Source organism: Kribbella turkmenica (assembly GCF_004348725.1).
GTDB classification, from domain to species: Bacteria; Actinomycetota; Actinomycetes; order Propionibacteriales; family Kribbellaceae; genus Kribbella; species Kribbella turkmenica.
Genome location: NZ_SMKR01000006.1, coordinates 45,829 through 69,164, shown reverse-complemented (window position 1 = coordinate 69,164; position 23,336 = coordinate 45,829). Strand labels below are relative to the sequence as shown.

Sequence of the window (23,336 nt, the reverse complement as noted above, 5' to 3'; positions counted from 1 at the left end):
AGCAATGCTGCCTATGACCTGATAGACGGCGTCTATCAACGGTGCCGGCCGAGACCGGACTACTGCCTGGCCTTCGAGATCTCCCGTCCAGGCATGACCGCCTGGTCAGCCGGGGAACAAGTAGGCCGCGCCGCAGAGAAGGCGGTCCCGGCGCCCGCGGGGCCGTAGATCGCGTGGTCGCGGGTTTCCAGGTGGGCCCAGTAGCGGTCGCCGAAGGACCAGTGCCACCACTCGGTCGGATAGTTCACCAGCCCGGCGGCGGTGAGGACGTCGGCCAGCAGGGAGCGGTTCGTCCGGGCTTCCTGGCTGAGGTTGGTCGCGTCGAAGAAGCAGGCGCCGTTGCTCTGCTCGGGGGTGGCGTCGATCGGCGTACCGAGGTCGAGGGGGCCGTGGGCGCCGATCAATGTCAGGTCGACGGCGGCCCCGGCGACGTGCGGCGCGACCTCGACCGGAGAGACGAACCGGCTCGCGAGCTCGTCCAGCTCGTGGTCGGAGCTGCCCGGGTGCAGGCGCTCGAGCTCTGCCCGGTAGCCGCGGTAGATCGCGTGCTGCGTCTCGATCGGGCGGAGGCCCTCCACGACGTGCAGGCGAACGCCGGCCGGCAGGAAGGCGTCGGCGATCGCGAGCCGGTCCGCGACGCTTTCCCGGGCGAACTGCCGATCCGGCGTCGAGATGCCACGGGTGCAGAGGTCGACCATCGGCTCGCCGCGCTCGATCACCGGGATCCGGGTGATCCGCTCGTCGCTCAGCAGCACGGTCATCCGCGGGCCACCGCCGTCCGGAGCAGGGTGTCGACCACCTCGGCGTAGCTCAACCCGGCCGCTGCCCACATCCGCGGGAACTGGGACGCGGGCGTGAACCCGGGAAAGGTGTTGATCTCGTTGACCACCGGATCGCCGTCCGGTGGGACGAAGAAGTCGACCCGGGCCAGGCCTTCGCAACCGAGTACTGCGAAGACCTCGATCGCCGTCCGCCGCAGGCGCTCGGCGAGCGCCGGCTCCAGCGGAGCCGGGACGACGAACCGGGTGGCATTGCTGCCGTACTTCGCGGTCGCGTTGAAGAACGGCTGTCCCGGATCGCTGTGGATCTCCAGGGCGGGCGCGGTGTCGACCCGCCCGTCCGGGAACTCGAGCACCGCGAGGTCGATCTCCCGGCCGACCATCTCCCGCTCCACCAGCACGTGCGGATCGAGTACGGCGGCATCGGCGATCGCCTGCGTCAACGACGGCAGGTCGGTCGCCCGGGCCACGCCGAAGCTCGACCCGCCGTTGCCGGGTTTCACGAAGACCGGGAAGCCCAGACCGGCCGCCTTCAGCTTCTGCATCGCGACCTCGGTGTCCGACAGGTCCGGCCCGGCCAGCGTGATCCCCGGGGCGACCGCGATGCCGTGGGCTCTCAGCACGGCTTTGGTGAGGTGCTTGTCGAGTCCGACCGCGCTGGCCGCCACCCCGCTGCCGACGTACGGGACCTTCAACTGCTGCAGGAAGCCCTGCAGCGTGCCGTCCTCACCGCCCTCCCCGTGGACAGCCGGGACGGTGACGTCGCAGGCCTGGAGGATCTCGATCGCCTCGTGCTGGCCGTCGACCCAGTTGCCGTCAGCATCGATCTGCAACGGGATCGCGGTGTGTCCGAGGAGACCGATCGCCTTGACGATCCCGCGACCGCTGGCCAGCGACACCTGGTGCTCGGGTCCGGCGCCACCCATCACGACCGCCACCTTCACCGGGCTGCCTCCTCGTAGCGGCGGGGTACTCGGGTCCCGATGCCGCAGTAGACCTCGTGGGGGATGGTGCCGGCCCACTCGGCCCAGTCCGCGCAGGTCGGTTCCCCGCGGGAGCCGTCGCCGAAGAGGGTGACCGGCTCACCCGGCTCGACCGGCAGGTCGCCGGCGTCCACGACGAACTGGTCCATGGCGATCCGGCCGATCACCGGCATCCGGACTCCCCGGCACAGCACGCTCGCCTGTCCGGACACGATCCGCGGGATGCCGTCGGCGTAGCCGAGGGGCACCAGGGCCACCGTCGTGTCCCGCTCCGCGACGAAGTCGTGCCCGTACGAAACCCCCTCACCTGCGCGGATCCGCCGTACCTGGGTCAGCTTGGTCATCAGCCGCATGGCCGGCCGCAGCCCGATGCCCAGTTCGTCGATCCCGTACAGCCCGGCCCCGATCCGGACCAGCTCGCAGTCGGGCGCGTCCAGCGTGATCGCCCCGGCGGAGTTGGCCAGATGGACGACGCTCGGCCGCAAGCCAGCTCGTCGGGCCAGGGCCACGCCAGCACGGAGGAGTTGTAGCTGTTGAGTGCTCTGGGCGGCATCCGGGGAGACACCGTGCGAGAGATGCGACCAGATGCCGCGGACCGTGACCGCGCCGAGGGCCTCGCAATGCGCGGCGGCGCGGGTGAGCTCGACCCACCGATCAGGCGGACTGCCGGACCGGTGCAATCCGGTGTCGAGTTTGAGCTGCACGCGCCGGACCGAGGGATTGGACACCACGCGCTGCAGTTCCGCGACCGTCGAGACGCTCACGTCCACGTCGACATCGCCGAGGAGCATGAGTTCGGCGGCGTCGTACAACCAGGTGAGGATCGGGGCCGTCAGCCCGGCCGCGCGCAGTTGCAGCGCTTCCTCGGCCCGCGCGACGCCCAGCCAGGTCGCGCCGGCCTCGACGGCGGCGCGGGCGACCGGTACGGCGCCGTGGCCGAAGGCATCGGCCTTGACCACGGCGACAATCCCCTGCGGGACCAGGCGGCGGAAGGTGCGGACGTTGTCGCGCACCGCCGAGAGGTCGACGACGGCCTCGGCCAGACCGGCAACGGACGCGCCGGGCGACTTGTCGGCCACCGTACGATGGCGGGACGGGCTCTGCACCGGGTTCATGGCCGTTATTGTTGTTTCCGGCAAACATCCGGCTCATCGGTTCGAAGGCCGATGTTTCCGGACCGCGGCTACGACCCTGGTATGACTCCGCTCATCCACAGGAACGAAATCGTCCGGCCCGGCGAACTTTCCACGGCATACTGGACAGGTGGAAGCCACGAACCATCTGAAGGCCTCGCTCGTGGCGGCGATCGCACTGGCCAACACCTTCGGGTCCGCCTGGCGCCATGGCCGTCGTTCCCCGGAGCCGACCGTGACCGCCGTGCAGGACGTGCTGCGACTGACCACCAGGCAGGCGGTCGGTGTGGAGGTCGAGGCGTACGCCCCCGGCGGCCGACGGTTGTACGACGCTCTCAGCTGCCTGCCGGCCGGTGACGTCGACGCGGCGGTCGAGGTGGTCAACGCGCTGCTCAGGAGCACGAAGGCGGCGCCACAACTGACCCGGCACGAGGATGCTCCCTGGCACCTGCACTTCGGTGACCCGGGTGTGGCGACCGGGTGGATCGCGGAGTTCGCGACCGCGACCGCGATGCTGCTCGGCAGCGGCGACGTCCATCGCCTCCGCCGCTGCGAGGCCGCCCGGTGCGAGGACCTGTTCCTCGACGCGACCCGGAACCGCAGCCAGCGCTTCTGTTCAACCGCCTGCCAGAACCGCACCAAGGTCGCTGCCCACCGCGCCCGCAGCACCTGACCGCTTCGCAGTCACCATGGTTGCTTCTGGCAACCAGCCGAGCTTGGTGTAGAGGTAGCCGCCCTCCGCGCTCGCCATCAGCAGCCCGGCCGACGCGCCTCGTTCCACCGCCCGCCGGCTGAGCGCGCCCATCACCACACTGCCGAGCCCGCGCCGCCGGTACGCCGGATCGGTCTGGATGTCATGCATGACCGCGTCACCACCGACGACCGCCGCCATCCCGTGAGCGGCGACCTCGCCATCCGAGGCGAGGATTCGTACGTACTCCAGCGGTCCCCGCGACTCGACCTCGACCGCGTACGCCGGCGACGGCCGAGGATGAATCTCCAGGTCGATCGACATCAATTGCCTGTGCTCCGCGAACGGCTCCAGCCCGGCGTCCGTCAACCGGCGCGCCATCGTGTCGCCGTCCTGTGTGGTCACCGTCAGCCAGACGTCCTGGTCCGTCCCGGCCGCCAGTCGGTCCACCACCGCGGACTCGTCCGTCAGAGCGAACAGCTCCCGCTCGCGTCCCGGCAGTCCGAGGGTGACGGCCAGCGCGTCGCCGTACTCGATCGCCGGAGCCAGCCCCCGGCACAGCCGCCCTCCCTCGACCCAGCGCCTCAACAGCTCGTCCATGCCGTCGAGTGTAACTGTTCAAATCAGATTAGCCGGTTACTGTCTGCCGAGTACGAACGTCTGGATGGCGACCACCGCCGCGCCGCGAGCCCACTCGCCGAAGTCCGCGGGCTGGCGGACCATCGGCAGTTCCGCGCCCGACGGGTGCCGGTCGGCGTGCAGGCCGGCGCGCAGCTCGTCGTGGGCGACCTCGGCCAGCCGGACCCCTTCGCCGCCGAGGACGACGAGCTCGGGCATGGTGAAGTTCGCGGCCGCCGCGATCAGCCGGCCTAGCGCGCGGCCGGCCCGGCCCACGACCTGCTGGGCCGCGACGTCCCCCTTCGCGGCGAGGTCGAGGCACTCCTCGTAGTCGACCGGGCGGCCGAGCGCGCCGCCGACCTGCTCGGTGATGGCGCCGACGGTCAGCAGGCTCATCGCGCACCCGCGGTGGCCGCGGTCGCAGCGCGGCCCGTCCGTCACCAGGGGATGGTGGCCGATCAGGCCGATGCTGGTGTCGGGGCTGTCGACCGTCCGGTTGTGGACCACGAGCCCGTAGCCGATCCCGACTCCGATCGTCAGCAGCACGAAGCGTTCGGCGCCGCGGCCGGCGCCGAACCAGTGGGTCGCCTCGGTCAGCGCGTCGAGATCGTTCGCGACCACCACCGGAACGTCGGTGCCGGCCGCGAGCAGTTCACCGAGCGGGACGTCGACCCAGTCCAGGTACGGACCCCACCGGACCTCGGAACTGCCGGAGACCCGGCCGCCCACGGTCACGCCGAGACCGCTGACCGGGCGCTGCCCGGGTGTCCGGGCGGCGAGGTCGTCGGCCAACTCGAGTACGAGCGCGGCGACGGCCGACGGCGTGTGGTCGGTCAGCGGGCTCTCGATGCGCGCGATCACCTCGGCTCGCAGCGTCGTCAGTACGCCGATCGCGGAGTCCCCGGTGAGTTTGACGCCGACGAAGTGATGGGCGGCAGGGTCGAGGTCGAGCGGTTGCGACGGCCGGCCGACGCGGGCGTCCGTCGGGCCGGCCGAGACCTCCACGAGCAGCCCGGACTCCACCAGCGGCTTCGTCAGCCGGGTCAGACTGCCCGGCGACAGTCCCACCCGGCGGGAGAGTTCGGCGCGCGACAGCGGCCCGTCCAGCAGGATCTCCAGCGCCACCTGCCGAGACGGACCCGTCAATGGTCGCCATTCACCCACGCGCCCAGGGTAAACGGTGGTCGTCGTGCAGGGCGGGTTGGACGCCGGGACGTGACCCGGTCCGCGGTTCTGGCCGCACAAGCCCCGGCGTCGAGTTCAACCCCACGGTCCGCAGGTGTCCGGAACGCGCGCCAGCGCGGACCAAGTGCGGGCGAAGTACCCAATTCTTCTTGAAGTATGCACCCGCGACACCTGAAAGGCGGTCGCTGTTTTCCTATATTTTCGGAACGTTTCAACGTGTCCGGCGGGCCGCCGGACACGACCAGGCGGTGTCAGTGCGGGAGTTTGCGGGTGTCGATGAGTTGCTGGGCGACGTCGCGGAGCTTGGTGTTGGTGTCCTGCGAATAGCGCTTGAGGATGGCGAAGGCGCGGTCGCCGTCGACGTCGAAGCGTTCCATCAGGATGCCCATCGCCTGGCCGACGAGCTTGCGGGCGTCGACGGCCTGGGCCATCGTCTCCTCGTGCCGGGCGGCGGCGACCGCGACCGAGGCGTGCCGGGCGAGGATGTGCGCGATGGCCTCGTCGTCCTCGCCGAAGGCGTCCGGGATCGGGCTGTAGAGGCCGAGGACGCCGACCGTCGAGCGGTTCCCGTCGCCGGTGGTCAGCGGGACGTCGAGCACGCTGCGGACACCGAGCGCGGCGACCTTCTCGGCCCACTCCGGCCAGCGGTCGTCGGTCAGGGTGTCGCGGATCAGGACGGTCGCGCGGTCCCGCAGGGCGGTGACCAGCGGGCCGTTCTGACTGTTGATCTGCAGGGAGTACACGTCGTCGACCACCGGATCGGTGGTGGCGGCGACCTCGGGCTGGGAGCCACGGGTGTACAGGGCGACGCCGGCGTAGCTGCAGTTCAGCGCCTGGAGAGCGAACTGGACGACCGCGTCGATCGTCTCCTCCACTCCTGGTGCGTCGTGCATCTCGATCGCCAGCCGAGCGAAGGCGTCGGCTGACGTCGCGGCGAGGTCTTGCTCGGTCAAGGGGACTCCAGTCATGCTCGAGCCATCGGGCACCCCGTGGCTGGAGTGATCCTCAGGAGACATAATGCAGCCCGCACCCCTCAAACTGTTAGCCGGATCGCCCGCCGATTTCTGGGTCCCGGAACCCAGAACGATACAGTGAGGCCATGGCGGACTTCTCCGCGCTGCTGAGCGGCCGGACCAGCTGGCGGCGGGAGTTCGCGGCACCCGTGCGTGCCTTTCTCCGGACCCAGGCGGGCAGCTCCGCGGAGCTGGCCGCGGCCATCCTGGGCCGCGCTCCTGTGGCTCAGGCACGGGCCACGATGAAGGCGTGACTGCATCTTGTTGCACCAGGGCATTTCTGCCACTTTCGCGCGGTGACGGGATGCCGGACGCTGGTGGCTCCGCTGACCGACAAGGAGCCCTGGATGTCCGTTGACCTGCATACCTCGGCTGTTCTGCAGACCCCCGCCGCCGGGCGGGACGCGGCCGTCGCGCACTTCGCCGGCCGGTTGTCCTTCGAGGCCGACGTCTCCGACGTGGCTGCCGACATCGGCGCCGGCGTGGCCGGCTGGGTGCTGGTCGACAGCCGGAGCCAGGAGAGCTGGGACCAGGGTCACGTACCCGGCGCGATCCATCTGCCGACCCGGGAGATCGAGGCCCGCGCGGCGACCGTCGTACCGCCGGGCACGACGGTGGTCACGTACTGCTGGGGGCCGGGGTGCAACGGCGCGACTAAGGCCGCGCTCGAGTTCGCCCGGCTCGGCTACCCGGTCAAGGAGATGATCGGCGGCTTCGAGTACTGGCACCGCGAGGGGCTGCCGGTGGAGACCGCCGACGGCGTCGAACGCGGGCCGGCCGACCCGCTGACCGCCCCGCGCGGGATCGCCTGCGCCTGCTGACTCAGAGGTTGGCGAGCTCCTCGGCGTTGCCGCGGATGGCGGCCTCGTAGCGCTTGATCTCCGGGGTCCCGAGACGGTCGGCGACGACCAGCAGCAGGGTGGCCAGGGCCTTGTCCTTGTGGCCGGCCGCGTGCAGCGTGAGCGACTTGAAGACGCGCAGCGAGTCCGACTCCGGGAACTCGGCGCAGGCCGCCTTGAACACCGCCAGCGACTCGTCGAAGCGGTCCAGGTTCCGCAGGGTACTGCCGTACTGGAGCAGGCACTTGCGCCGGGTTTCACCGGTCAGGCCGGGCAGCGCGCGCTCGTAGTACGCGACCGCCTGTTCCTCCTGGCCGGCAGTGTCATAGGAGCCGCCGACCTGGTAGAGCACGTACGGGTAGTCCGGATGGTCGGCCAGCAGTTTCTCGAAGAAGTCGATCGTCGGCTGCATGTTCGCCCGGTCCCGCCGCGCGAACCCCTCCTCGATCGCTGCCCGCAACTCCGCCGTCAGCTCAGTTGTCGTCACCCACCCATCATGCCGACCACAGCGGCCGACCCGGCGGGCCGGATGTTCTGGTTGAGGTGAAAGGTGTTGTGGGGGTCGTACTGGGTCTTGAGGGCGGTCAGGCGGGCGAGTTTGGCCGGGGGGAACGCGCGGTCGATGGAGTCGCCGTTGAGGACGTTGAGGTAGGCGCCGCCGGCGTACGGCGCCAGGGTGGCGGCGTAGTCGCGCAGCCGGGCGATCCGCGTCGGGTCCTCGGCCGGGTCTTCCCAGCGGGTGGCGGTGACGAACTCGAACTGCGTGTCCCGGTGGCTGAAGGCCGCGTCGTCGTCGGCCACGTCGGCGATCGCGCCGCCGTACGCCTGCAGGCTGGCGGACACACCGGGAGTGCGCAGCAGGGCGTGGATCGCGTCGTCGGGCAGCGACTTGAAGTAGTGGCCCTTCCAGTAGCGGCGGTAGCGGTGACCCTGCACGCTGTCGTCGCGGCTCTGCAGGGTCAGGTAGGGCATCTCCTCGACGTACTCGTCGGCCGGACCCAGGGCCTGGAAGGCGTCCAGCAACTCGTAGCCGCCGTCGCCGACCCACACGTATCCGACGGTGACGGCGTCGGCCGTGATGCTCGCGGTGAACGTCGCCTCCCGCGGCGCGGTCGTGCTGAGCTCACGCCAGGCCCGCAGTACGTCGAAGCCGGCCGCGGACGGATACCTGAACTCGGCCACCAGGGCCCGGGTGCCGATGTGGTGCAGCCGGAACTCGAACGACGTGACGATGCCGAAGTTCCCGCCTCCACCGCGCAGACCCCAGAACAGCTCGGAGTTCTCGTCGGCGCTCGCCCGGACGACGTCACCGTCCGCGGTGACCAGCTCGTACGACACCACGTTGTCGCAGGCCAGCCCGAACTGCCGGGCCAGCCAGCCCATCCCGCCGCCGAGCGTCAGGCCGCCGACGCCGGTGTGCGAGACGTTTCCCGCGGTCGTCGCCAGGCCGTAGCGCTGGGCCGCCTTGTCGAGCTCGCCCAGCAACGCACCTCCCTGCACGTACGCCCGCTTCCGCTCCGGCGCCACGCGGACCGCGTTCATCGGGGTGAGGTCGATCATCAGGCCACCGTCGGGAACGGCGTGGCCGGCGATACTGTGGCCGCCGCATCGGACGCCGATCTCCAGACCGGTCTCCCGGGCGAACCGGACCGCGGCGACGACGTCCGCGGTGTCGTGGCAGCGCGCGATCGCGGCCGGGTGGCAGTCGACCATCGCGTTCCAGACGGACCGGGCCTCGTCGTAGCCGGCGTCCCCGGCCTGCAGCAGCTTGTTCATCGTTCCGCTCCTTGTCCATTCGGGCTCTCCATCACCCTGACAGCGCAGCGGTACTCCGATAAGGTCCAGTTGCGTGAGCCGAACCAGGACCAGTTCTGGCGCCGGCGAGCTGCTGGTGGAGCTCCGGCGGGACGCCGGCGTGCCCTTGCACCAGCAGTTGGAGAAGGCGATCCGGGACCGGATCCGGCAGGGCCTGATGCGCGCCGACACGGTGATGCCGTCGACCCGCGCGCTCGCCGCGGACCTCGGCCTGTCCCGCGGCGTGGTGGTCGAGGCCTACCAGCAACTCGTGGCCGAGGGCTATCTGGTCAGCCGGGGCGGCGGCTACACCCAGGTCGCCGACGTCGCCGTGGCCGAGGCCTCGGCGACCGCTCGCACCACCGCGGTTTCGCTCCGGATCGACTTCAAGTACAGCAAGCCGGACGTCTCCCAGTTCCCGCGCGCTGCCTGGATGCGGTCCCTCCGCAAGGTGCTGAACGAGATGCCGCACCTCAGCCTCGCCTACCTCGACGGCCGCGGCGCGCTCGAGCTCCGGCACGCGCTGGCGGACTACCTGAACCGGGTCCGCGGTACGGCGGCACGACCCGAGAACATGCTGATCTGCAACGGTTTCGCCCAGGGATCGCGGTTGCTGCTGCAGGTCCTCGCCAAGCAGGGCTACCGGCGGCTCGCGGTCGAGGACCCGTCGGACAACGAGCTCCGAGAGGTCGCCGTGGCGGCCGGGCTGGAGGTAGTCGGCGTACCCGTGCTGGAGACCGGGATCGATGTCGACGCGCTCGAGCAGTCCGGGGCGGACCTCGTCCTGGTCACGGCCGCGCACCAGTTCCCCACCGGGGCGGTGGCGTCGCCGGAGACCCGGGCGGCGCTGGTGGCGTGGGCGGCGCGGCGGGACGCACTGGTGATCGAGGACGACTACGACGCGGAGTACCGGTACGACCGGGAGCCGATCGGCGCGATGCAGGGACTGTCACCGGACCGGGTCGCGTACGCCGGGACCGCGAGCAAGACGCTGGCTCCGGGCTTGCGGCTCGGGTGGCTGATCCTGCCGCCGCGGCTGGTCGAGGCCATGTCCGAGGCGAAGCTGATGGACGATCGCGGGTCGCCGGTGCTGGAGCAGTTGGCGTTCGCGGACTTCGTCGCGCGGGGTGAGTTCGACCGCCATCTGCGCCGGATGCGGCCGCAGTACCGGCTGATCCGGGACACGCTGGTCGACCGGATGGCGGTGCGGCTGCCGGAGCTGGTCCCGGTCGGGGTGTCGGCCGGCCTGCATGTGATGACCTGGCTGCCGCCGGGCCTGTCCGAGAGCGCGGTGACCGCGGCGGCGCTGGAGCGTGGGCTCGGGGTCTACGGGCTGGCGCCGTACTGGATGGACGGCAAGGGACGGTCCGGGCTGGTCTTCGGCTACGGCAGTCTGACTGTGAAGGCCGTTGTCGAGGGCATCGACCTGCTCGCGGCCGCGGTATCCGGCGTGAGTGAATAAACATCCATCTGCTTGCAAGTTGATTCGCTTGCTTCTACGCTGGGTGGAGTGATCAGCGCAGCTCGCATCGACAGCTTGATGAACCAGGGCTGGCCCGCCGAGGCCAAGACCGAGCTCGACGGCTGGGTCCTCCGCCGCAACCGCGGCGTCACCAAGCGAGCCAACTCCGTGCTGCCGGCGAGCGCGCCGTTCGACCTCGAACGAGCCTTGGACTACGTGGAGAACCTGTACCAGGCGCACGGCATCACGCCGAGCTTCCACATCAGTCCGGCGGTCCAGCCCGCTGACCTGGACGAGCGGCTGGAAGCCCGGGGCTATGCGGTGCAGGCACCGACGCTGGTGCAGTGCGCCGAGGTGGCCGACCTGCTCGACCGGTTGCCCGACGGGCCGGTCGAGGTGAATATTTCCTCCGCGCCCGACGACGCCTGGATGGATGCCTGGTGGCGGATCGACGGGCACGGTGGCGCGGACGAGCAGGCGACCGCCCGGGAGATCCTCGATCGCAGCCGCGCCCTCTACGCCACCGTCCCGTCGACCGGTCCGGTCAAGGCGATCGGCCGGCTGGCGCTCGTCGACGACTGGGCCGGGCTGTACTGCCTCGCCGTCGACGAGCGCTACCGCCGGCAGGGGCTCGCCCAGGCGGTCATGCGCGCGTTGTTGCAGCAGGCAACCACTCTGGGAGTCCGGCGGACGTTCCTGCAGGTGGTCGTGGCCAACGAGCCGGCCCGGGCCCTGTACGACCGGCTCGGCTTCCTGACCGTCTCGCGGTACCACTACCGCGTCAAAGGCTGAGCTTTTCCAGATGGTCCAGGACGACGAACTCCGCGCCGGCCCTCTCGACCGAGGTGCGCAGCTTGGTCAGGTCGGTCCAAGGCACTCCCGGCTCGTCCAGCGGCAGGTCGAAGTCGTCCCAGTGGGTGGCGATGACCGTGCGCACCGGCTTGATCGTGCGCAGCAGTCGGTCGGTGATGCCGGGTTCGCCGCCCGGGGCGGCGAGGACGACGTCCACCTGCAGGTCGCGCAGGGCGTTCGGGTCGAAGTTCGCCGTGCTCAGGCTGAGGATCCGGACACCGCCGATGGTGATCACGTACGCGAGCGTCCCGCCCTCGAGTAGGTCCTCGATCACCCGCGGCCGCGGCGGTACGCCGTCGAGCCGGTAGCCCGGGTACGCGTAGGTGTGGTGCCGGCCGCCGCAGGAGTGCAGCGACGGGAAGACCTCGACGGTGAACCCCTCGAACGGGAGGTACTCGCCGCCGCGCACGGGTGACAGCAGGTTCGCCGGGGTCCGCATGGCCTTCAGCATGTTGACGTGCGACTCGGTGCCGAGCACGGTCGCCTGTGTCTTCCTGGCGACGTACGGTACGTCGGCCATGTGGTCGTAGTGCCCGTGATGCACCAGGATCGCGTCGGCCGTGGAGATGTAGCGGTCGATGACGTCCGGCTTGATGACCAGTTCGGCCTTGGGGTCGGCGCCTTCGGGGGTGAACGTGCCGGTCTTGAACCGGGTGATCCACGGATCGGTCAGGACGATGTTCTTCCCCGACCGGACCTGCCACGCGTGCGTTCCGAACCAGGTCAGCTGGACGCCCTGCCGTTCCTGGGATGCTGCCGTGGCGGTCTCCTCCGCGATCGCCGCCTCGCCGCGGGTCGCCACCCCGACGACTCCGGCGGCACCGGCCGCCGCCGCCCCCGTGATGATTCCTCTCCGACTCACTTTCACGCCGTCTCCTCTCGTCGTACCGGAGCACCCAGTCAAGGCGAGCCGGTTGCGTGGTGTCGAATATGCTCTCGGGCATGAGTCGATTGCCGCGACATATCACTGCAGGTCAGCAGCGTCATGCTGACTGAGCGGCACCTGCAGATCTTCATCGCGCTGGCCGAGGAGCAGCACTTCGGCGACGCCGCCCGAGTCGTCGGGATCACCCAGCCGCCGCTGTCGCAGGGGCTGCGGCGGCTCGAGGCGCTGGTCGGCGCCAAGCTGTTCGAGCGCGGGCAGGGCCGGGTCGAGCTGACTCCGGCCGGGGCGGCGCTGCTGCCGTACGCGCGCCGTGCGCTGAGCTCGATCGAGGAGTTGCACCAGGCCGCCGTCGCCCGCGATCCGGAGGGCCCGGAGATCCGGCTCGGGCTGGCGCCGGAGGTGCCGTCGTCCGCTGGTGCCGCCGTGGCGGCGGCCTGTGGTGCGGCGATCCCGGGCAGCCGGGTGACGGTGGTGTCCGCGCCGACGAGCTCGCTGGTCGGTCAGGTGTCCGCGGGCCGGCTGACGCTCGCCGTCGTACTGCATCCCGCCGTCCTCGACGGGCTCGAGGCGGGCGCGGTCACGTTGCTGCCGACGTATGCGCTGGTCCCGACCGCGCTCGTGCCCGATGACGGCGGCGAGGTGAAGTTGCGGCAGCTCAGCGGGGTGCCGGTCGCCGTCCGGCCGCGGGCGGAGGCGCCGGCGGCTCGCGACCTGTTCCTGGACACGTTGGCGCTGCATCGGCCGGACGGCGGGACCGTCGTGGTCACCGACGAGCGGGCCGGGCTCGCGATGGCAGCCGCGGGGCAGGCGATCGTGGTGACCGCGGATCCTGCGCTGGCGGCACCAGGGGTAGGGCGGCACCGCCTGGTCGACGATCCGTTGCCGGTCCGGTTGCGGCTGGTCTGGTCCAGGACGCGTACGCCGTTCCTGCGGCCGGCCGACGTGATGGCGCAACTGACGAACGCGCTGGTGGTGTCGTGAACGCGCGGATCCGGGCGGTCTTCGAGGACGCCGGCGTACGCGGCTGGCTGCACGCGGTCGCGTTCGACTCGCCGTCGGACACGGTCGAGGTGGACGCGGACGGCGTCGTACCGATGGCGTCGGTGTACAAGCTGCCGTTGCTGGCCGGGTTCTGCCGGCTGGTGGACCTGGGGGAGCTCGACCCGCTCGAGCGACTGACCTTGGATCCGTCGGAACGGACGGCCGGGCCGACCGGGCTCTCGGTTCTGGCGGATCCGGTGACGATGTCCCTGCGGGACCTGGCCGTGTCGATGATGACGGTGTCGGACAACGCCTCCGCCGACGCACTGCTGGGGTTGGTCGGGCTGCGGCGGCTGGCGGACCTGCTCGAATCCTTCGGCCTGCACCGGACGTGGGTACGGCGGGGGACCGCGGCGAACCTGCGGGACCTGCAGCGGCGGACGGGCCTGGACGACCCGGATGCGGCGCTCGCCGTTCTCGCCGACAACGACCGGACGGACCCGGTGGGTGTCTATGAGGCGGCGAACGCGTCGGCGAGCACTCCGCGGGACATGACGCTGCTGCTCCGGCGGTTGTGGGCGGGCGAGTTGCTGTCGGCCGGGCAGACGGAGTTCGTGCAGGCGACGATGCACCGGCAGATCTTCCAGCACCGGATGGCGTCCGGCTTCCCGCACGACGGAGTTCGCGTCGCCGGGAAGACCGGCACCTTCGGAGCGCTGCGCCACGAGGTCGGGGTGGTCACGCTTCCCGGCGGCGCCGCGTTCGCGATCGCGGTCTTCACGCTGGCCGCTCGCGGTGACTTCCGCCAGCCCCGGGTCGACGCGGCCATCGGCGAAGCGGCCCGGGCGGCGGTCGATCTGCTGCGTTAGGCGGTCCGCTGGACGACGGCGTACGCCTCGATCTCGAGCAACGCCTCGGGTTTGAACAGGGCGACGACCTGGACCGCGGTGCTGGCGGGCGGGGTGGCGGTGTCGACGTACTCGTCCGCGCCGTCCGGATCGCCGGCAGGTGGGCGATGTCGGTGACGTAGAAGTTCAGCTTGACCACGTCGGCGAAGGTGGCGCCGGCGGCGCGCAGGCAGCTGTCCAGGTTCGCGAACACCTGGCGCGCCTGCGCCGCCGGGTCGCCGGCCCCGACGAAGTTGCCATCGGCATCCAAGGCGGCCTGCCCGGCGATCGCCACCCACTGTCCTGGCCCGGTCACCACATGGCTGTACCCGTTGCCCGCCGCGACACCTTCGGGCGTGGGGTGTGAAAGCTTGCTCAAGAGTTCCTCCCGGATCGTCGTCGGCTCATTCTCCCTCCGCGGCCGGGCCTTCCGCGAAGAGATGGTGCCCGGGCGGCGGGCTCCGACTACCATTCGGAAGGCGGTTTCCCGATGGGAGTTCGATGGGCAGGTCACCGAAGGGCTCGATCACGATCGCCGATGTCGCGCGGGCGGCGGACGTGTCGCGGGCGACCGTGTCGCGGGTGATGAACGGCGCCGCCACGGTCGCGCCCGAGATCGCCGAACGGGTCCGGGCCGCCGCCGACCGGCTGAACTACCGGCCGAGCGACCTGGCCCGCAACCTGTCCCTCGGCCGGACGAACATGGTCGCGCTGGTGGTCCCGGACCTCGGCAACCCGTTGTTCCAGCAGATCATGCGCGGGATCACGAACGCCTCGGCCGCGGCCGGCTACCAGGTCCTGGTCGCCGAGACCGACGAGGACCCGCTGGCCGAGGCGGACATCGCGGTGGAGGCCCGGCGCCGGTGCGACGCGCTCATCATGGTCTCGCCCCGGCTGGCCGAGGACCGCCTGCTCGACCTGCTGCCGGAGGTGGAGCCGGTCATCCTGGTCAACCGCCCGGGGCCGCCGGACGTCGCGTCGGTCGCTGTCGACTTCGGCCGCGCGATCCGGATCGTGGTCGATCACCTGGTCGGACTCGGCCATCGCCGGTTCGCCTACCTGGCCGGCCCGCCGGGCAGCGCGTCGAACACGGACCGCCTCTGCTCGCTGGCGACCGCCGAGCGGGAGATCCCCGGGCTGGAGATCGTCCGGCTGGAGTGCGGTTCGTCGATCGAGGACGGGTACGCCGCGGTCGAGCGCGTGCTCGAGTCGGACGCCACGGCGGTGGTCGCGTTCAACGACCTGGTCGCGTTCGGTCTGCTGGCCCGGCTGAACGAGGTCGGCGTCGCCGTACCGGCCGACCTGTCGGTCGCGGGGATGGACGACATCGGGTTGTCGCGGTTCGCCGTACCGTCGCTGACGACGGTACGGGTGCCGCAGCAGGGGCTGGGCGAGCTGGCCTGGCGGCTGCTGCACTCGCAGATCGCCGGGTCAGCGAGCGACGTGGGCGAGGTACCGGACCTGAGACTGGCCTTGCGGGCCAGCACCGGGCCCGTTCCGCAGGCGACCCGGGGCGATGCGCCGGTGGGGCCGATCCGCTGGCAGCAGCAGGGGGAGACGTTCGTACTGCGGTCGGAGGCCGGGCTGCTCGCGCACTACGAGTTCGGGCGCCGGATGCCGCAGGTGCACTCACCGCGGCCGTACCTGCATCCCGTGCGCACACTGGGCGGACACCCGCTCACCGAGGTGAGCCCGGTCGACCACCGGCACCACTACGGAGCCTCGCTCGCCGTCGCCGCAGTCAACGGAACGTCGCACTGGGGCGGCCGGACGTTCCTCCCGGGCCGCGGTCCGACGCTCCTGACGAACCACGGCCAGCAACGCAGTCGCAGCGTCACCGTCGACGGCGAGCCAGGCAACTCACTCACCGACGACATCACCTGGTACGACGAGCAGGGCCGGCCGCAAGTGCTCGAACGCCGGCGCCTCAGCGGCTCGCTGGCCGAGGGTGGCTGGCGGCTCGACTGGGACAGCGTGCTCACCGCCCGCTACGGCCCGATCCGCATCGACAGCCCGGCCACTGTGGGCCGCCCCGGCGCCGGGTACGGCGGCCTCTTCTGGCGACTCCGGTGCGCTGAGGCCACCGTCGTACTGAGCGAGCGGGGCGAGGGCGCCGACGCCGCCTACGGTTCGCTCAGCCCGTGGCTCGCCTTCGTCCAGCAGCACGCCGGCGCTGTCACCACGCTGCTCCTGGTCCAACGCAACATCGTCCGGCCGTGGTTCCTTCGCGCCGCCGAGTACGTGGGCGCCGGCCCGGCCCTGGCCTGGAAGAGCGCCCTGGCTCTCCAACCCGATCAGACCCTGTCGCTGTCCCTCACCGCTCTGCTCCTGGACCGTTCGATCAACCCCACCGAGGCCTCAGATCTGGCCGCGAGACTCCGGCGGCCCTAGCCTGCCGTAAGGAGCGCGGAATGGAACACAGCGGGGTCATCGCGGTGCTGGGGGCCACAGGACGTCAGGGCGGCGCGGTCGCCCGGCACCTGCTCGCCGACGGTCGGCGTGTCCGCGCCCTGACGCGGACGCCGACCTCAGCAGCCAGCGACGCTCTCCGGACCGCCGGCGCCGAGGTTGCGCAGTGCGACATGGCCGACCCCGACTCGCTGCTCGAGGTCTTCGCAGGCGCGTACGGCGTCTACAGCGTGCAGAACCCAATGATCGCCGGGCACGAAGGTGAGGTCAGGCAGGGCAAGAACGTCGCGGACGCAGCCAGAGCCACCGGTGTGCAGCACGTCGTCTACGGCTCGGCGGGACCGGGTCTGCGCGGCACCGGCGTCGACTCGTGGGAGGCGAAACTGCTCGTCGCCGACTATCTGCGCTCGCAGGACGTTCCGTTGACCGTGCTCCGGCCGATGGCGTTCATGGAACTGATGACCGACAAGGACTTCTACCCACCTGTGTCGACCTGGCACCTGATGCCGAAGCTGGCCGGTGAGCACACGCTGATCCCGTGGGTGGCCGCCGACGACCTCGGCGCGATCGCGGCCCGGGTCTTCGCCGAACCCGCCGGGTACGTCGGTGCGGAGCTCCCGCTGGCGGCGGAGTACCGCTCGATCGACGAGTTGCGCCGAGCCTGGAGCGCGGTGAAAGGCCGGTCGCCGCGCGGTTTCCCGATGCCGGTCCGGCTTTTCGAGCGCTTCGTCGGCAAGGACCTGACCACCATGTGGCGCTGGCTGGCGACGAACCCGGTCTCGGCCGATCCGACGGCCACGGCGAAGATCCTCGGTCGCGTCACCACGGTCGAGGAGTTCCTCGCGTGAGTCAGAACGACGGCAGGCCGGTGACCGGGGAGGACGCCAGCGCCGAGTGGTAGCGCCGGGGGACCCGGCCGGCCAACCGGGCGGCCCGGCCGGCGGTGACCGCATCGCGCATGGCGGCGGCCATCAGCGCGGGCTTCTCGGCCCGGGTCACCGGTGTCGCGAGCATGACGGCGGCGCAGCCGAGCTCCATGGCCAGCGCGGCGTCGCTCGCCGTACCGATGCCGGCGTCGACGATCACCGGGACGTTCGCGGCCTCGGCGATCAGGGCCAGGTTGTGCGGGTTGCGGATGCCGAGCGCGGACCCGATCGGGGCCGCCAGCGGCATCACCGCGGCGCACCCGGCCTGCTCCAGCCGGCGCGCCAGGATCGGGTCGTCGTTCGTGTACGGCAACACGGTGAAACCGTCCGCGACCAGCGCGTCCACGGCGTCCAGCAACTCGATCGGATCCGGCATCAGCAGGTGGTCGTCGGCGACCACCTCGACCTTGATCAGGTCGGTCTCCAGCGCCTCCCGGGCCAGCTTCGCGGTCAGCACGGCCTCGGCGGCGGTGTGACAGCCGGCTGTGTTCGGCAGGACGTCGATGCCGTGCTTCTTCAGCACGTCGAGGATCGAGCCCTCGTGGCCGGTGCCCAGCCGGCGCATCGCGACCGTGGTCAATTGGGTGCCTGAGGCAACCAACGCCTCGTCCATCACCTCGAGGTTCGCGGCCCCGCCGGTCCCCATGATGAGGCGGGACGAGTACGTCCGGCCGCCGAGCTCCAGTGGATCGTCCATGTCGTCAGCCTCCCTGCACCGCACTGACGATCTCCACCCGGTCGCCGTCCGTGAGCACGGTGCCGGCCCACTCGGCCCGGGTGAGCACGGTCTGGTTGACCGCGACCGCGATCCCGGTCTCGCGGTCGGAGTACTCCCGCACCAGGTCGGCGACCGACCGGTTCGGCGGCACGGTCGTCGCGGTGCCGTTGACCCACACGTCGTACATGCGCTTCCTCCCTACGCCGGAATTACCCGAGTCAGGTTCAGCGGTCGGCGACGCTCTCGTCAGTCGCCCTCTCAGCCCACTTGCCGTGAGCTCCCGCGGCTCATTTTCGACCTTAACCGATGCGATCAACCACCGCGACCGCGGTGTCCACGGACAGAGGTCACCGAACCCCTGCCGGGGCGCTTGCCGAGGGGTCCGGCAGGGGTTCGGTGGGTTCGAGTCCCCCGCACTAGCTGCCGAGCGCCTCGAGGATGGTCGCGGTGACCGCGGCCGGCTCGGAGACGCTGAGGGCGTGGGACGCGCCCGCGATCTCCTTGCGGCCCTTCGCGCCGGCCCGCTCGGCGAGCCACCGGTGCAGCTCGACCGGGATGTTGCGGTCGCCGTCGCTGTAGACGAACCAGGACGGCAGCGACTTCCAGGCCGGGGTCTGGGCCGGCAGGCCCTCGGTCAGCGCGGCCTCGGTGACCGGACGCTGGGTCACGGCCATCAGGGCGGCCTCGGCGGCCGGGACGTCGGCGCAGAACTGCTGCTGGAAGTCGTCCGTCCGGATGGCGAACTCGTTGCCGCCCGCGACCGGGTAGGCGTTCAGCGCGTCACCGAGCGTGCTGCCGGGGAACTGGAGCGAGAGCTGGAACGCGTTCTCGCCGTGGTCCGGGGCGAAGGCGTCGACGTAGACCAGGCCGACCACGTTCTCGTTGTCGGCCCCGGCCTGGGTGATGACCATGCCGCCGTACGAGTGACCGACCAGCAGGACGGGGCGGCCGATTCCGGCGACGACGTCGCGAACGTAGGACGCGTCGGTGCTCAGGCCGCGCAGCGGGTTGGCGACGGCGACCACGTCGATCGATCGCTCCAGCAGTCGCTCGGCCACGCCGTTCCAGCTGCTGGCGTCGGCGAACGCGCCGTGGACGAGGACGACGACAGGACTTCGGTCGTTCATGCGGAACTCCTTCGGGAAACGGATGTCGCCTACTCAGACCTGGCAGCTTGCGCGTTTGTGACCGGATGGCGGTGTCGCGGCTGTCACAGGGCGGGGTACTGCGCTGTCTTAGCTGGCGAGTGGATGGCAGCGACGACGGAAGGGTTCGCCATGGAGACCAGGTCGACGGCTTGGCAGACAGCACTCACGGTGCTGCAGGAGGTGACGCCCCCGTTCGTCCCGGAGGGTGCGCACGCGATGACGGTGGTGATCGAGTACCCGCCGGGCGATCCCGGCGCGCCACCGCACCGGCACTCCGGACCGGCCTTCGGCTACGTGCTGGAAGGGGAGATGCGGTTCGAGCTCGAAGGCGAGCCGGAGCGGGTGTTCACGGCGGGCGACGTGTTCTGGGAGCCCGGAGGTGACGTCATCCACTACCAGGACGGCAACAACCGCGACGACGTCCCCCTGCGCTTCACGGTGACGATGCTCTGCGCACCGGACCAGGAGATGTTCACCCTGGTGCCCGAGGAGGAACTTGCCCAGCGCAAGGATCGCCGCGCGCCGCGCTCCTGATCGCCCGCTGGAACCGTGATGACCGCTGCGGCGATGGCGGCCGAGTCCGGCGACGAACAGCTGTCGATGCAACTGGTACCTGCGACCGGATCGGGGAGACAAGCATGACGTGGACGCTGGAGAGCCTCCGTGAACATCTGCAGTGGGCGCTCGAACTGGAGCACGCGACGCTGCCGCCGTACTCGTGCGCGCTCTACTCGCTCGACCCGGAGCGGAACCCGGAGGCCGTCCAGGTCGTCAGCAGCGTCTTCTCCGAGGAGATGCTGCACCTCGCGCTCGCGGCGAACCTCCTGAACGCCGTCGGCGGCCGCCCGCGCCTCGACACCCCGGAGATGCTGCCGCCGCACCCGCGCCGGATGCCGCACGGCGGGATCGAACTGTCGCTGGCGCCGTTCGGTCCGGAGACGCTGGAGCTGTTCCTCGCGATCGAACGCCCCGCTCTCCCGGGCGCGCCGCCGGAGGACGACAACTACGACACGATCGGGCAGTTCTACGACGCCGTCGAGCACGGGCTGCGGTCGCTGTGCTCGTCGTTGGGCGAGGAGGCGGTCTTCAGCGGCGACCCTTTCCGGCAGGTGAGCAACGCCCACTTCCGGCACAGCGGCGGGCGGCTGATCGTGGTCGACAGCCTCGCCTCCGCGCTCGAGGCCCTCGAGGAGATCGTCGAACAGGGTGAGGGTACGGCGCGCGGCGAGGTGTGGGACGGGGATGCGGACATGTTCCACCCGGACCGTGACGAGGTCGCGCACTACTACCGGTTCCAGGAGCTCAAGCTCGGTCGCCGGTACCGGCGCGGTGACACCCCCGAGTCCGGTCCGACCGGCGAGGCTATCGGCTTCGACCCGAACGGCGTACGGCCGATGCGGCCGAACCCGCGGCTGACCGACCACCCGGAGGGCCACCCGATCCGCGTCGCGCAGGAGGAGTTCAACCACACGTACTGCGCTGTGCTGCATCTGCTCGAGCAGGCGTTCAACGGCAGCCCGCGGATGTTGTCCGCGGCCACCGGGACCATGTACGCGCTCAAGGCCCAGGTTTCGGAGCTGATGCAGATGGCCGACGGGGAGGGCTTCACGGCTGGTCCGACCTTCGACTACGTCGCGCCGACGGCCCGGCAATGGGCGGTCGGCTCGGGCCAGCGCGTCGCCGTCCTGCCGAGCGGCCCGTACATCGTCTACGGCCGGGTGCCGCTGCGTCGCAAGTACAAGGTCGTGTCCGCGGAGAACGACTCGCTCACCTGGCGAACCGGGCCGCAGCTCGAGACCGAGGAGACGTACGCGCTGTGCCGGTGCGGCCGGTCCGGCTCGAAGCCGTTCTGCGACGGGACCCATGCGGTCGTCGGCTTCGACGGCAAGGAGTCCGCGCCGATGCCGCCGTACCGGGAGATGCAGCACGTGCACGAGGGGACCGGAATCTCGGCGCAACGCGTCGGCGAGCTGTGCATCCACGCGGCGTTCTGCATCGGGCGGACCCGGCCGATCGCCAAGATGCTCGCCGACACCGGGGACAGCGACGTACGCTCCGACGTCATGGGACGGATCGATCACTGCCCCTCGGGGTCGTACAGCTACGCGCTCAGCCGTGGCGGGGAGACGATCGAGCCGGATCTGCCGCGAGCGATCTCGGTTCTCGAGGAGGAGGACGGGCAGGCGAGTGCCCTGTGGGTCACCGGTGGGCTGCCGGTGCACCGGCCCGACGGACAGGTGCAGGAGACCCGTAACCGGGTGACGCTGTGCCGATGCGGTCACTCGTCGAACAAGCCGCTGTGCGACGGCACGCACCGCGAGATCAAGTTCCGCGAAGAATGACCTCGATGGAGTTGGAGCAGGCGGCGGCCGTTTTCGCCGAGGTGCGGCCACGGCTGTTCGGCATCGCGTACCGGATGCTCGGCAGTGCTTCCGAGGCCGAGGACCTGGTGCAGGACGTCTGGCTGAAGTGGCAGACCGCCGACCGGGCCGCGGTGTCGAACCCGGCGGCCTACCTGGCGACGGCGATCACCCGGCTGGCGATCAACACCATGCAGTCCGCCCGGGTACGGCGGGAGACGTACATCGGGCCGTGGCTGCCGGAGCCGGTCGACACCAGCGCCGATCCGACGCTCGGCGCCGAACGCAACGAGGCGCTGGAGTTCGCCGTACTGCTGATCCTGGAACGGCTGTCGCCCACCGAGCGGGCGGCGTACATCCTGCGGGAGGCGTTCGACTACCCGTACGGCCAGATCGCCGAGATCATCGGGTCCTCCGAGACCGCGACCCGGCAGCTGGTCAGCCGGGCGCGCAAGCGAATCGTTGCCGAACGCCACAACCCGGTCACCGGCCAGGAGCGGCGGGAGCTGTTGAGCGCGTTCGTCACCGCGGCCCGGTCCGGCGACCTGGAGGCGCTCGAGCAGTTGCTGGCCGAGGACGCGATCAGCTACTCCGACGGGGGTGGCGCCGTCCGCGCGTCCCGGTTCCCGGTGGTGGGGATGGAGCGGGTGGCGAAGTACCACAAGGCGTTCGCCGACCGCTTCTGGGAAGGTGCCGACGTCGAGCTGGGAACGGCGAACGGCCAGGCGGTCGCGGTCCTGCGCCGCGACGGCGTCGCCTTCGCGCTGCTCACCGTGAACGCGTCGGCCGCCGGCATCGAGCAAGTGCTCTGGCAGCTGAACCCGGCCAAGCTCGCCGCCTTCGAGAACTGAGAACACCATGGAAGTCACCGCATCGCTGGCCGAGCTCCTCGAGGAACGCGAGCACCTCCTCGAGATCGCCCAGTGGAGGTTCGGGTCACCGGCCACCGCCGAGCGGGTGGTCCAGGAGACGTACCGCCGCTGGTATGCCCTCGCGCCGGCCGAACGAGACGAGGTCGAACCACGCTCCTGGCTGACGCAGCTGGCCAGCACGATCGAGCTCGTCGGCCTCGAACCGGTGAACCCGTTGGTCCACCGCTTCGCGCTGGCCTGCACTCTTGGCGACGTACCCGGGTTGCGCGCGACTCTGGCCGGCGACGTCACCCTGATCACCGACACCGGTGGCCATCTGAGAACCACGCCGCACCCGATGCAGGGCGCCGACCAGGTAGCCACTCACGCCGCGACCCTGCTGACCCGCCACCCCGGCACCCACCTGAGCACCGAACCGGTCAACGGGCACCCCGGCCTGATCCTCCGTCAGGCCGCCAGAGCCGTCGCCGTCATCACCCTGACCACGACCCCGACCGAGATCGAGACGATCTACATCGTCCTCAATCCGTCGAAGCTGACTCCATGGCACCGGGTGGTCGTCGCGTAGCCGGCAGCGGTCCACCGGCCCGAGCCCGAGCGCTGCGCTGACCGCCCGCCCGGGGGTGTCCCGCCCCGTCTCGGGCGACGGCCCCCCCGATCTCCGGAGGACGATCCGGAGGTGGCGCACCGCTCCTTCGGCCCGGATATCCGATGTCGAGGAAAGTGAGGGCGTGACAAACCCACCTGGACGATCCACACTAAGCGTCACCGGGAGGGGGTTCCTGGTACTTTTCGTGACT

At 70.7% G+C, this 23,336-nt stretch carries 26 protein-coding genes; 13 read left to right on the top strand and 13 right to left on the bottom strand.

Annotated features, from left to right (window positions below; genetic code table 11):
- Positions 1–59: 59 nt before the first annotated feature.
- Genes E1218_RS02665 through alr form a run of 3 tightly spaced genes read right to left on the bottom strand, consistent with a single transcriptional unit; the run spans position 60 to position 2,877 of the window.
- Positions 60–761, bottom strand: a complete 702-nt coding sequence (locus E1218_RS02665) for a M15 family metallopeptidase (protein WP_132315812.1) — start codon at positions 759–761, stop codon at positions 60–62.
- The gene (locus E1218_RS02660) at positions 758–1,723 is read right to left on the bottom strand and encodes a D-alanine--D-alanine ligase family protein (RefSeq protein WP_132315810.1); all 966 of its coding nucleotides are present in this window, start codon (positions 1,721–1,723) and stop codon (positions 758–760) included. Before E1218_RS02660 ends, E1218_RS02665 begins: the two co-directional genes overlap by 4 nt.
- Positions 1,720–2,877 (bottom strand): alanine racemase, encoded by a 1,158-nt coding sequence (alr, locus tag E1218_RS02655; protein ID WP_202865736.1) that lies wholly within the window; start codon positions 2,875–2,877, stop codon positions 1,720–1,722. The genes E1218_RS02660 and alr overlap by 4 nt, the downstream gene beginning before the upstream one ends.
- A gap of 148 nt (positions 2,878–3,025) precedes the next feature.
- Here alr and E1218_RS02650 point away from each other — a divergent pair, with 148 nt between their 5' ends.
- Positions 3,026–3,568, top strand: coding sequence for a CGNR zinc finger domain-containing protein (locus tag E1218_RS02650; RefSeq protein ID WP_132315808.1), 543 nt, complete (start codon positions 3,026–3,028; stop codon positions 3,566–3,568).
- On the opposite strand, the gene E1218_RS02645 is transcribed toward E1218_RS02650, so the two are convergent.
- The 3 genes from E1218_RS02645 to E1218_RS02635 all read right to left on the bottom strand — a co-directional run bounded on the left by E1218_RS02645 (position 3,512) and on the right by E1218_RS02635 (position 6,357).
- Positions 3,512–4,186 (bottom strand): GNAT family N-acetyltransferase, encoded by a 675-nt coding sequence (locus E1218_RS02645; RefSeq protein WP_132315806.1) that lies wholly within the window; start codon positions 4,184–4,186, stop codon positions 3,512–3,514. The genes E1218_RS02650 and E1218_RS02645 overlap by 57 nt on opposite strands.
- Before the next feature lie 36 nt (positions 4,187–4,222).
- A complete protein-coding gene (locus E1218_RS02640) occupies positions 4,223–5,368 on the bottom strand; it encodes an ROK family transcriptional regulator (protein WP_132315804.1) in 1,146 nt (381 codons plus the stop codon).
- Between the two features lie 272 nt (positions 5,369–5,640).
- Positions 5,641–6,357, bottom strand: a complete 717-nt coding sequence (locus tag E1218_RS02635; RefSeq protein ID WP_132315802.1) for a GAF and ANTAR domain-containing protein — start codon at positions 6,355–6,357, stop codon at positions 5,641–5,643.
- A 131-nt stretch (positions 6,358–6,488) separates the two neighbouring features.
- Here E1218_RS02635 and E1218_RS35865 point away from each other — a divergent pair, with 131 nt between their 5' ends.
- Positions 6,489–6,656, top strand: a complete 168-nt coding sequence (locus E1218_RS35865; RefSeq protein WP_165949093.1) for a hypothetical protein — start codon at positions 6,489–6,491, stop codon at positions 6,654–6,656.
- A gap of 93 nt (positions 6,657–6,749) precedes the next feature.
- The gene (locus tag E1218_RS02630; protein ID WP_132315800.1) at positions 6,750–7,223 is read left to right on the top strand and encodes a rhodanese-like domain-containing protein; all 474 of its coding nucleotides are present in this window, start codon (positions 6,750–6,752) and stop codon (positions 7,221–7,223) included.
- A 1-nt stretch (position 7,224) separates the two neighbouring features.
- Here the strand turns inward: E1218_RS02630 and E1218_RS02625 are convergent, their stop codons facing one another.
- Both E1218_RS02625 and E1218_RS02620 read right to left on the bottom strand, forming a co-directional pair.
- Positions 7,225–7,728, bottom strand: a complete 504-nt coding sequence (locus tag E1218_RS02625; protein WP_233711955.1) for a tetratricopeptide repeat protein — start codon at positions 7,726–7,728, stop codon at positions 7,225–7,227.
- Positions 7,725–9,017 (bottom strand): FAD-binding oxidoreductase, encoded by a 1,293-nt coding sequence (locus E1218_RS02620; RefSeq protein WP_132315798.1) that lies wholly within the window; start codon positions 9,015–9,017, stop codon positions 7,725–7,727. The genes E1218_RS02625 and E1218_RS02620 overlap by 4 nt, the downstream gene beginning before the upstream one ends.
- A gap of 73 nt (positions 9,018–9,090) precedes the next feature.
- Between E1218_RS02620 and pdxR the strand changes: the two genes are divergently transcribed.
- Together pdxR and E1218_RS02610 are read left to right on the top strand one after the other, a co-directional pair.
- On the top strand, positions 9,091–10,497 hold the full coding sequence (pdxR, locus tag E1218_RS02615; RefSeq protein WP_132315796.1) for a MocR-like pyridoxine biosynthesis transcription factor PdxR: 1,407 nt from the start codon (positions 9,091–9,093) through the stop codon (positions 10,495–10,497).
- A gap of 48 nt (positions 10,498–10,545) precedes the next feature.
- Entirely contained in the window at positions 10,546–11,289 is a 744-nt protein-coding gene (locus E1218_RS02610) for a GNAT family N-acetyltransferase (RefSeq protein ID WP_202865735.1), read from the top strand.
- On the opposite strand, the gene E1218_RS02605 is transcribed toward E1218_RS02610, so the two are convergent.
- A complete protein-coding gene (locus E1218_RS02605) occupies positions 11,279–12,217 on the bottom strand; it encodes an MBL fold metallo-hydrolase (RefSeq protein WP_233711954.1) in 939 nt (312 codons plus the stop codon). The two genes, E1218_RS02610 and E1218_RS02605, sit on opposite strands and share 11 nt — an antisense overlap.
- A gap of 117 nt (positions 12,218–12,334) precedes the next feature.
- Here E1218_RS02605 and E1218_RS02600 point away from each other — a divergent pair, with 117 nt between their 5' ends.
- Together E1218_RS02600 and E1218_RS02595 are read left to right on the top strand one after the other, a co-directional pair.
- Positions 12,335–13,216, top strand: coding sequence for a LysR family transcriptional regulator (locus E1218_RS02600; RefSeq protein ID WP_132315794.1), 882 nt, complete (start codon positions 12,335–12,337; stop codon positions 13,214–13,216).
- A complete protein-coding gene (locus E1218_RS02595) occupies positions 13,213–14,085 on the top strand; it encodes a serine hydrolase (protein WP_132315792.1) in 873 nt (290 codons plus the stop codon). The genes E1218_RS02600 and E1218_RS02595 overlap by 4 nt, the downstream gene beginning before the upstream one ends.
- Here the strand turns inward: E1218_RS02595 and E1218_RS02590 are convergent.
- Positions 13,994–14,575 (bottom strand): RidA family protein, encoded by a 582-nt coding sequence (locus E1218_RS02590; protein ID WP_233711953.1) that lies wholly within the window; start codon positions 14,573–14,575, stop codon positions 13,994–13,996. The two genes, E1218_RS02595 and E1218_RS02590, sit on opposite strands and share 92 nt — an antisense overlap.
- Before the next feature lie 29 nt (positions 14,576–14,604).
- On the opposite strand from E1218_RS02590, the gene E1218_RS02585 reads away from it, so the two are divergent.
- Together E1218_RS02585 and E1218_RS02580 are read left to right on the top strand one after the other, a co-directional pair.
- A complete protein-coding gene (locus E1218_RS02585; RefSeq protein WP_132315790.1) occupies positions 14,605–16,494 on the top strand; it encodes a DUF6807 family protein in 1,890 nt (629 codons plus the stop codon).
- Between the two features lie 20 nt (positions 16,495–16,514).
- Positions 16,515–17,360: an NmrA/HSCARG family protein gene (locus tag E1218_RS02580; protein ID WP_132315788.1), complete on the top strand. Its 846-nt coding sequence runs from the start codon at positions 16,515–16,517 to the stop codon at positions 17,358–17,360.
- Position 17,361: 1 nt separating this feature from the next.
- Here the strand turns inward: E1218_RS02580 and E1218_RS02575 are convergent, their stop codons facing one another.
- The 3 genes from E1218_RS02575 to E1218_RS02565 all read right to left on the bottom strand — a co-directional run bounded on the left by E1218_RS02575 (position 17,362) and on the right by E1218_RS02565 (position 19,283).
- Positions 17,362–18,135, bottom strand: coding sequence for a thiazole synthase (locus E1218_RS02575; protein WP_132315786.1), 774 nt, complete (start codon positions 18,133–18,135; stop codon positions 17,362–17,364).
- 4 nt (positions 18,136–18,139) lie between these two features.
- The gene (gene thiS / locus E1218_RS02570; protein ID WP_132315784.1) at positions 18,140–18,343 is read right to left on the bottom strand and encodes a sulfur carrier protein ThiS; all 204 of its coding nucleotides are present in this window, start codon (positions 18,341–18,343) and stop codon (positions 18,140–18,142) included.
- 229 nt (positions 18,344–18,572) lie between these two features.
- A complete protein-coding gene (locus tag E1218_RS02565; protein ID WP_132315782.1) occupies positions 18,573–19,283 on the bottom strand; it encodes an alpha/beta fold hydrolase in 711 nt (236 codons plus the stop codon).
- A 123-nt stretch (positions 19,284–19,406) separates the two neighbouring features.
- On the opposite strand from E1218_RS02565, the gene E1218_RS02560 reads away from it, so the two are divergent.
- The 4 genes from E1218_RS02560 (at position 19,407) to E1218_RS02545 (ending at position 23,104) form a co-directional block, all read left to right on the top strand.
- Entirely contained in the window at positions 19,407–19,838 is a 432-nt protein-coding gene (locus tag E1218_RS02560; RefSeq protein WP_233711952.1) for a cupin domain-containing protein, read from the top strand.
- Between the two features lie 104 nt (positions 19,839–19,942).
- On the top strand, positions 19,943–21,646 hold the full coding sequence (locus E1218_RS02555; RefSeq protein WP_132315780.1) for a ferritin-like domain-containing protein: 1,704 nt from the start codon (positions 19,943–19,945) through the stop codon (positions 21,644–21,646).
- A 5-nt stretch (positions 21,647–21,651) separates the two neighbouring features.
- Positions 21,652–22,515 (top strand): RNA polymerase sigma-70 factor, encoded by an 864-nt coding sequence (locus tag E1218_RS02550; RefSeq protein WP_132315778.1) that lies wholly within the window; start codon positions 21,652–21,654, stop codon positions 22,513–22,515.
- A gap of 7 nt (positions 22,516–22,522) precedes the next feature.
- Positions 22,523–23,104, top strand: a complete 582-nt coding sequence (locus tag E1218_RS02545; protein WP_132315776.1) for a sigma-70 family RNA polymerase sigma factor family protein — start codon at positions 22,523–22,525, stop codon at positions 23,102–23,104.
- Positions 23,105–23,336 lie beyond the last annotated feature (232 nt).

Excerpts from the sequence above, each read along its gene's own strand:
- E1218_RS02665 (WP_132315812.1), bottom strand. The coding sequence starts at position 761 with ATGACCGTGCTGCTGAGCGACGAGCGGATCACCCGGATCCCGGTGATC.
- alr (WP_202865736.1), bottom strand. The coding sequence starts at position 2,877 with ATGAACCCGGTGCAGAGCCCGTCCCGCCATCGTACGGTGGCCGACAAG.
- E1218_RS02645 (WP_132315806.1), bottom strand. The coding sequence starts at position 4,186 with ATGGACGAGCTGTTGAGGCGCTGGGTCGAGGGAGGGCGGCTGTGCCGG.
- E1218_RS02635 (WP_132315802.1), bottom strand. The coding sequence starts at position 6,357 with ATGACTGGAGTCCCCTTGACCGAGCAAGACCTCGCCGCGACGTCAGCC.
- E1218_RS35865 (WP_165949093.1), top strand. The coding sequence starts at position 6,489 with ATGGCGGACTTCTCCGCGCTGCTGAGCGGCCGGACCAGCTGGCGGCGG.
- E1218_RS02630 (WP_132315800.1), top strand. The coding sequence starts at position 6,750 with ATGTCCGTTGACCTGCATACCTCGGCTGTTCTGCAGACCCCCGCCGCC.
- E1218_RS02620 (WP_132315798.1), bottom strand. The coding sequence starts at position 9,017 with ATGAACAAGCTGCTGCAGGCCGGGGACGCCGGCTACGACGAGGCCCGG.
- E1218_RS02600 (WP_132315794.1), top strand. The coding sequence starts at position 12,335 with ATGCTGACTGAGCGGCACCTGCAGATCTTCATCGCGCTGGCCGAGGAG.
- E1218_RS02590 (WP_233711953.1), bottom strand. The coding sequence starts at position 14,575 with ATGGTAGTCGGAGCCCGCCGCCCGGGCACCATCTCTTCGCGGAAGGCC.
- E1218_RS02585 (WP_132315790.1), top strand. The coding sequence starts at position 14,605 with ATGGGCAGGTCACCGAAGGGCTCGATCACGATCGCCGATGTCGCGCGG.
- E1218_RS02580 (WP_132315788.1), top strand. The coding sequence starts at position 16,515 with ATGGAACACAGCGGGGTCATCGCGGTGCTGGGGGCCACAGGACGTCAG.
- E1218_RS02575 (WP_132315786.1), bottom strand. The coding sequence starts at position 18,135 with ATGGACGATCCACTGGAGCTCGGCGGCCGGACGTACTCGTCCCGCCTC.
- thiS (WP_132315784.1), bottom strand. The coding sequence starts at position 18,343 with ATGTACGACGTGTGGGTCAACGGCACCGCGACGACCGTGCCGCCGAAC.
- E1218_RS02565 (WP_132315782.1), bottom strand. The coding sequence starts at position 19,283 with ATGAACGACCGAAGTCCTGTCGTCGTCCTCGTCCACGGCGCGTTCGCC.
- E1218_RS02560 (WP_233711952.1), top strand. The coding sequence starts at position 19,407 with ATGGCAGCGACGACGGAAGGGTTCGCCATGGAGACCAGGTCGACGGCT.
- E1218_RS02555 (WP_132315780.1), top strand. The coding sequence starts at position 19,943 with ATGACGTGGACGCTGGAGAGCCTCCGTGAACATCTGCAGTGGGCGCTC.
- E1218_RS02550 (WP_132315778.1), top strand. The coding sequence starts at position 21,652 with ATGGAGTTGGAGCAGGCGGCGGCCGTTTTCGCCGAGGTGCGGCCACGG.
- E1218_RS02545 (WP_132315776.1), top strand. The coding sequence starts at position 22,523 with ATGGAAGTCACCGCATCGCTGGCCGAGCTCCTCGAGGAACGCGAGCAC.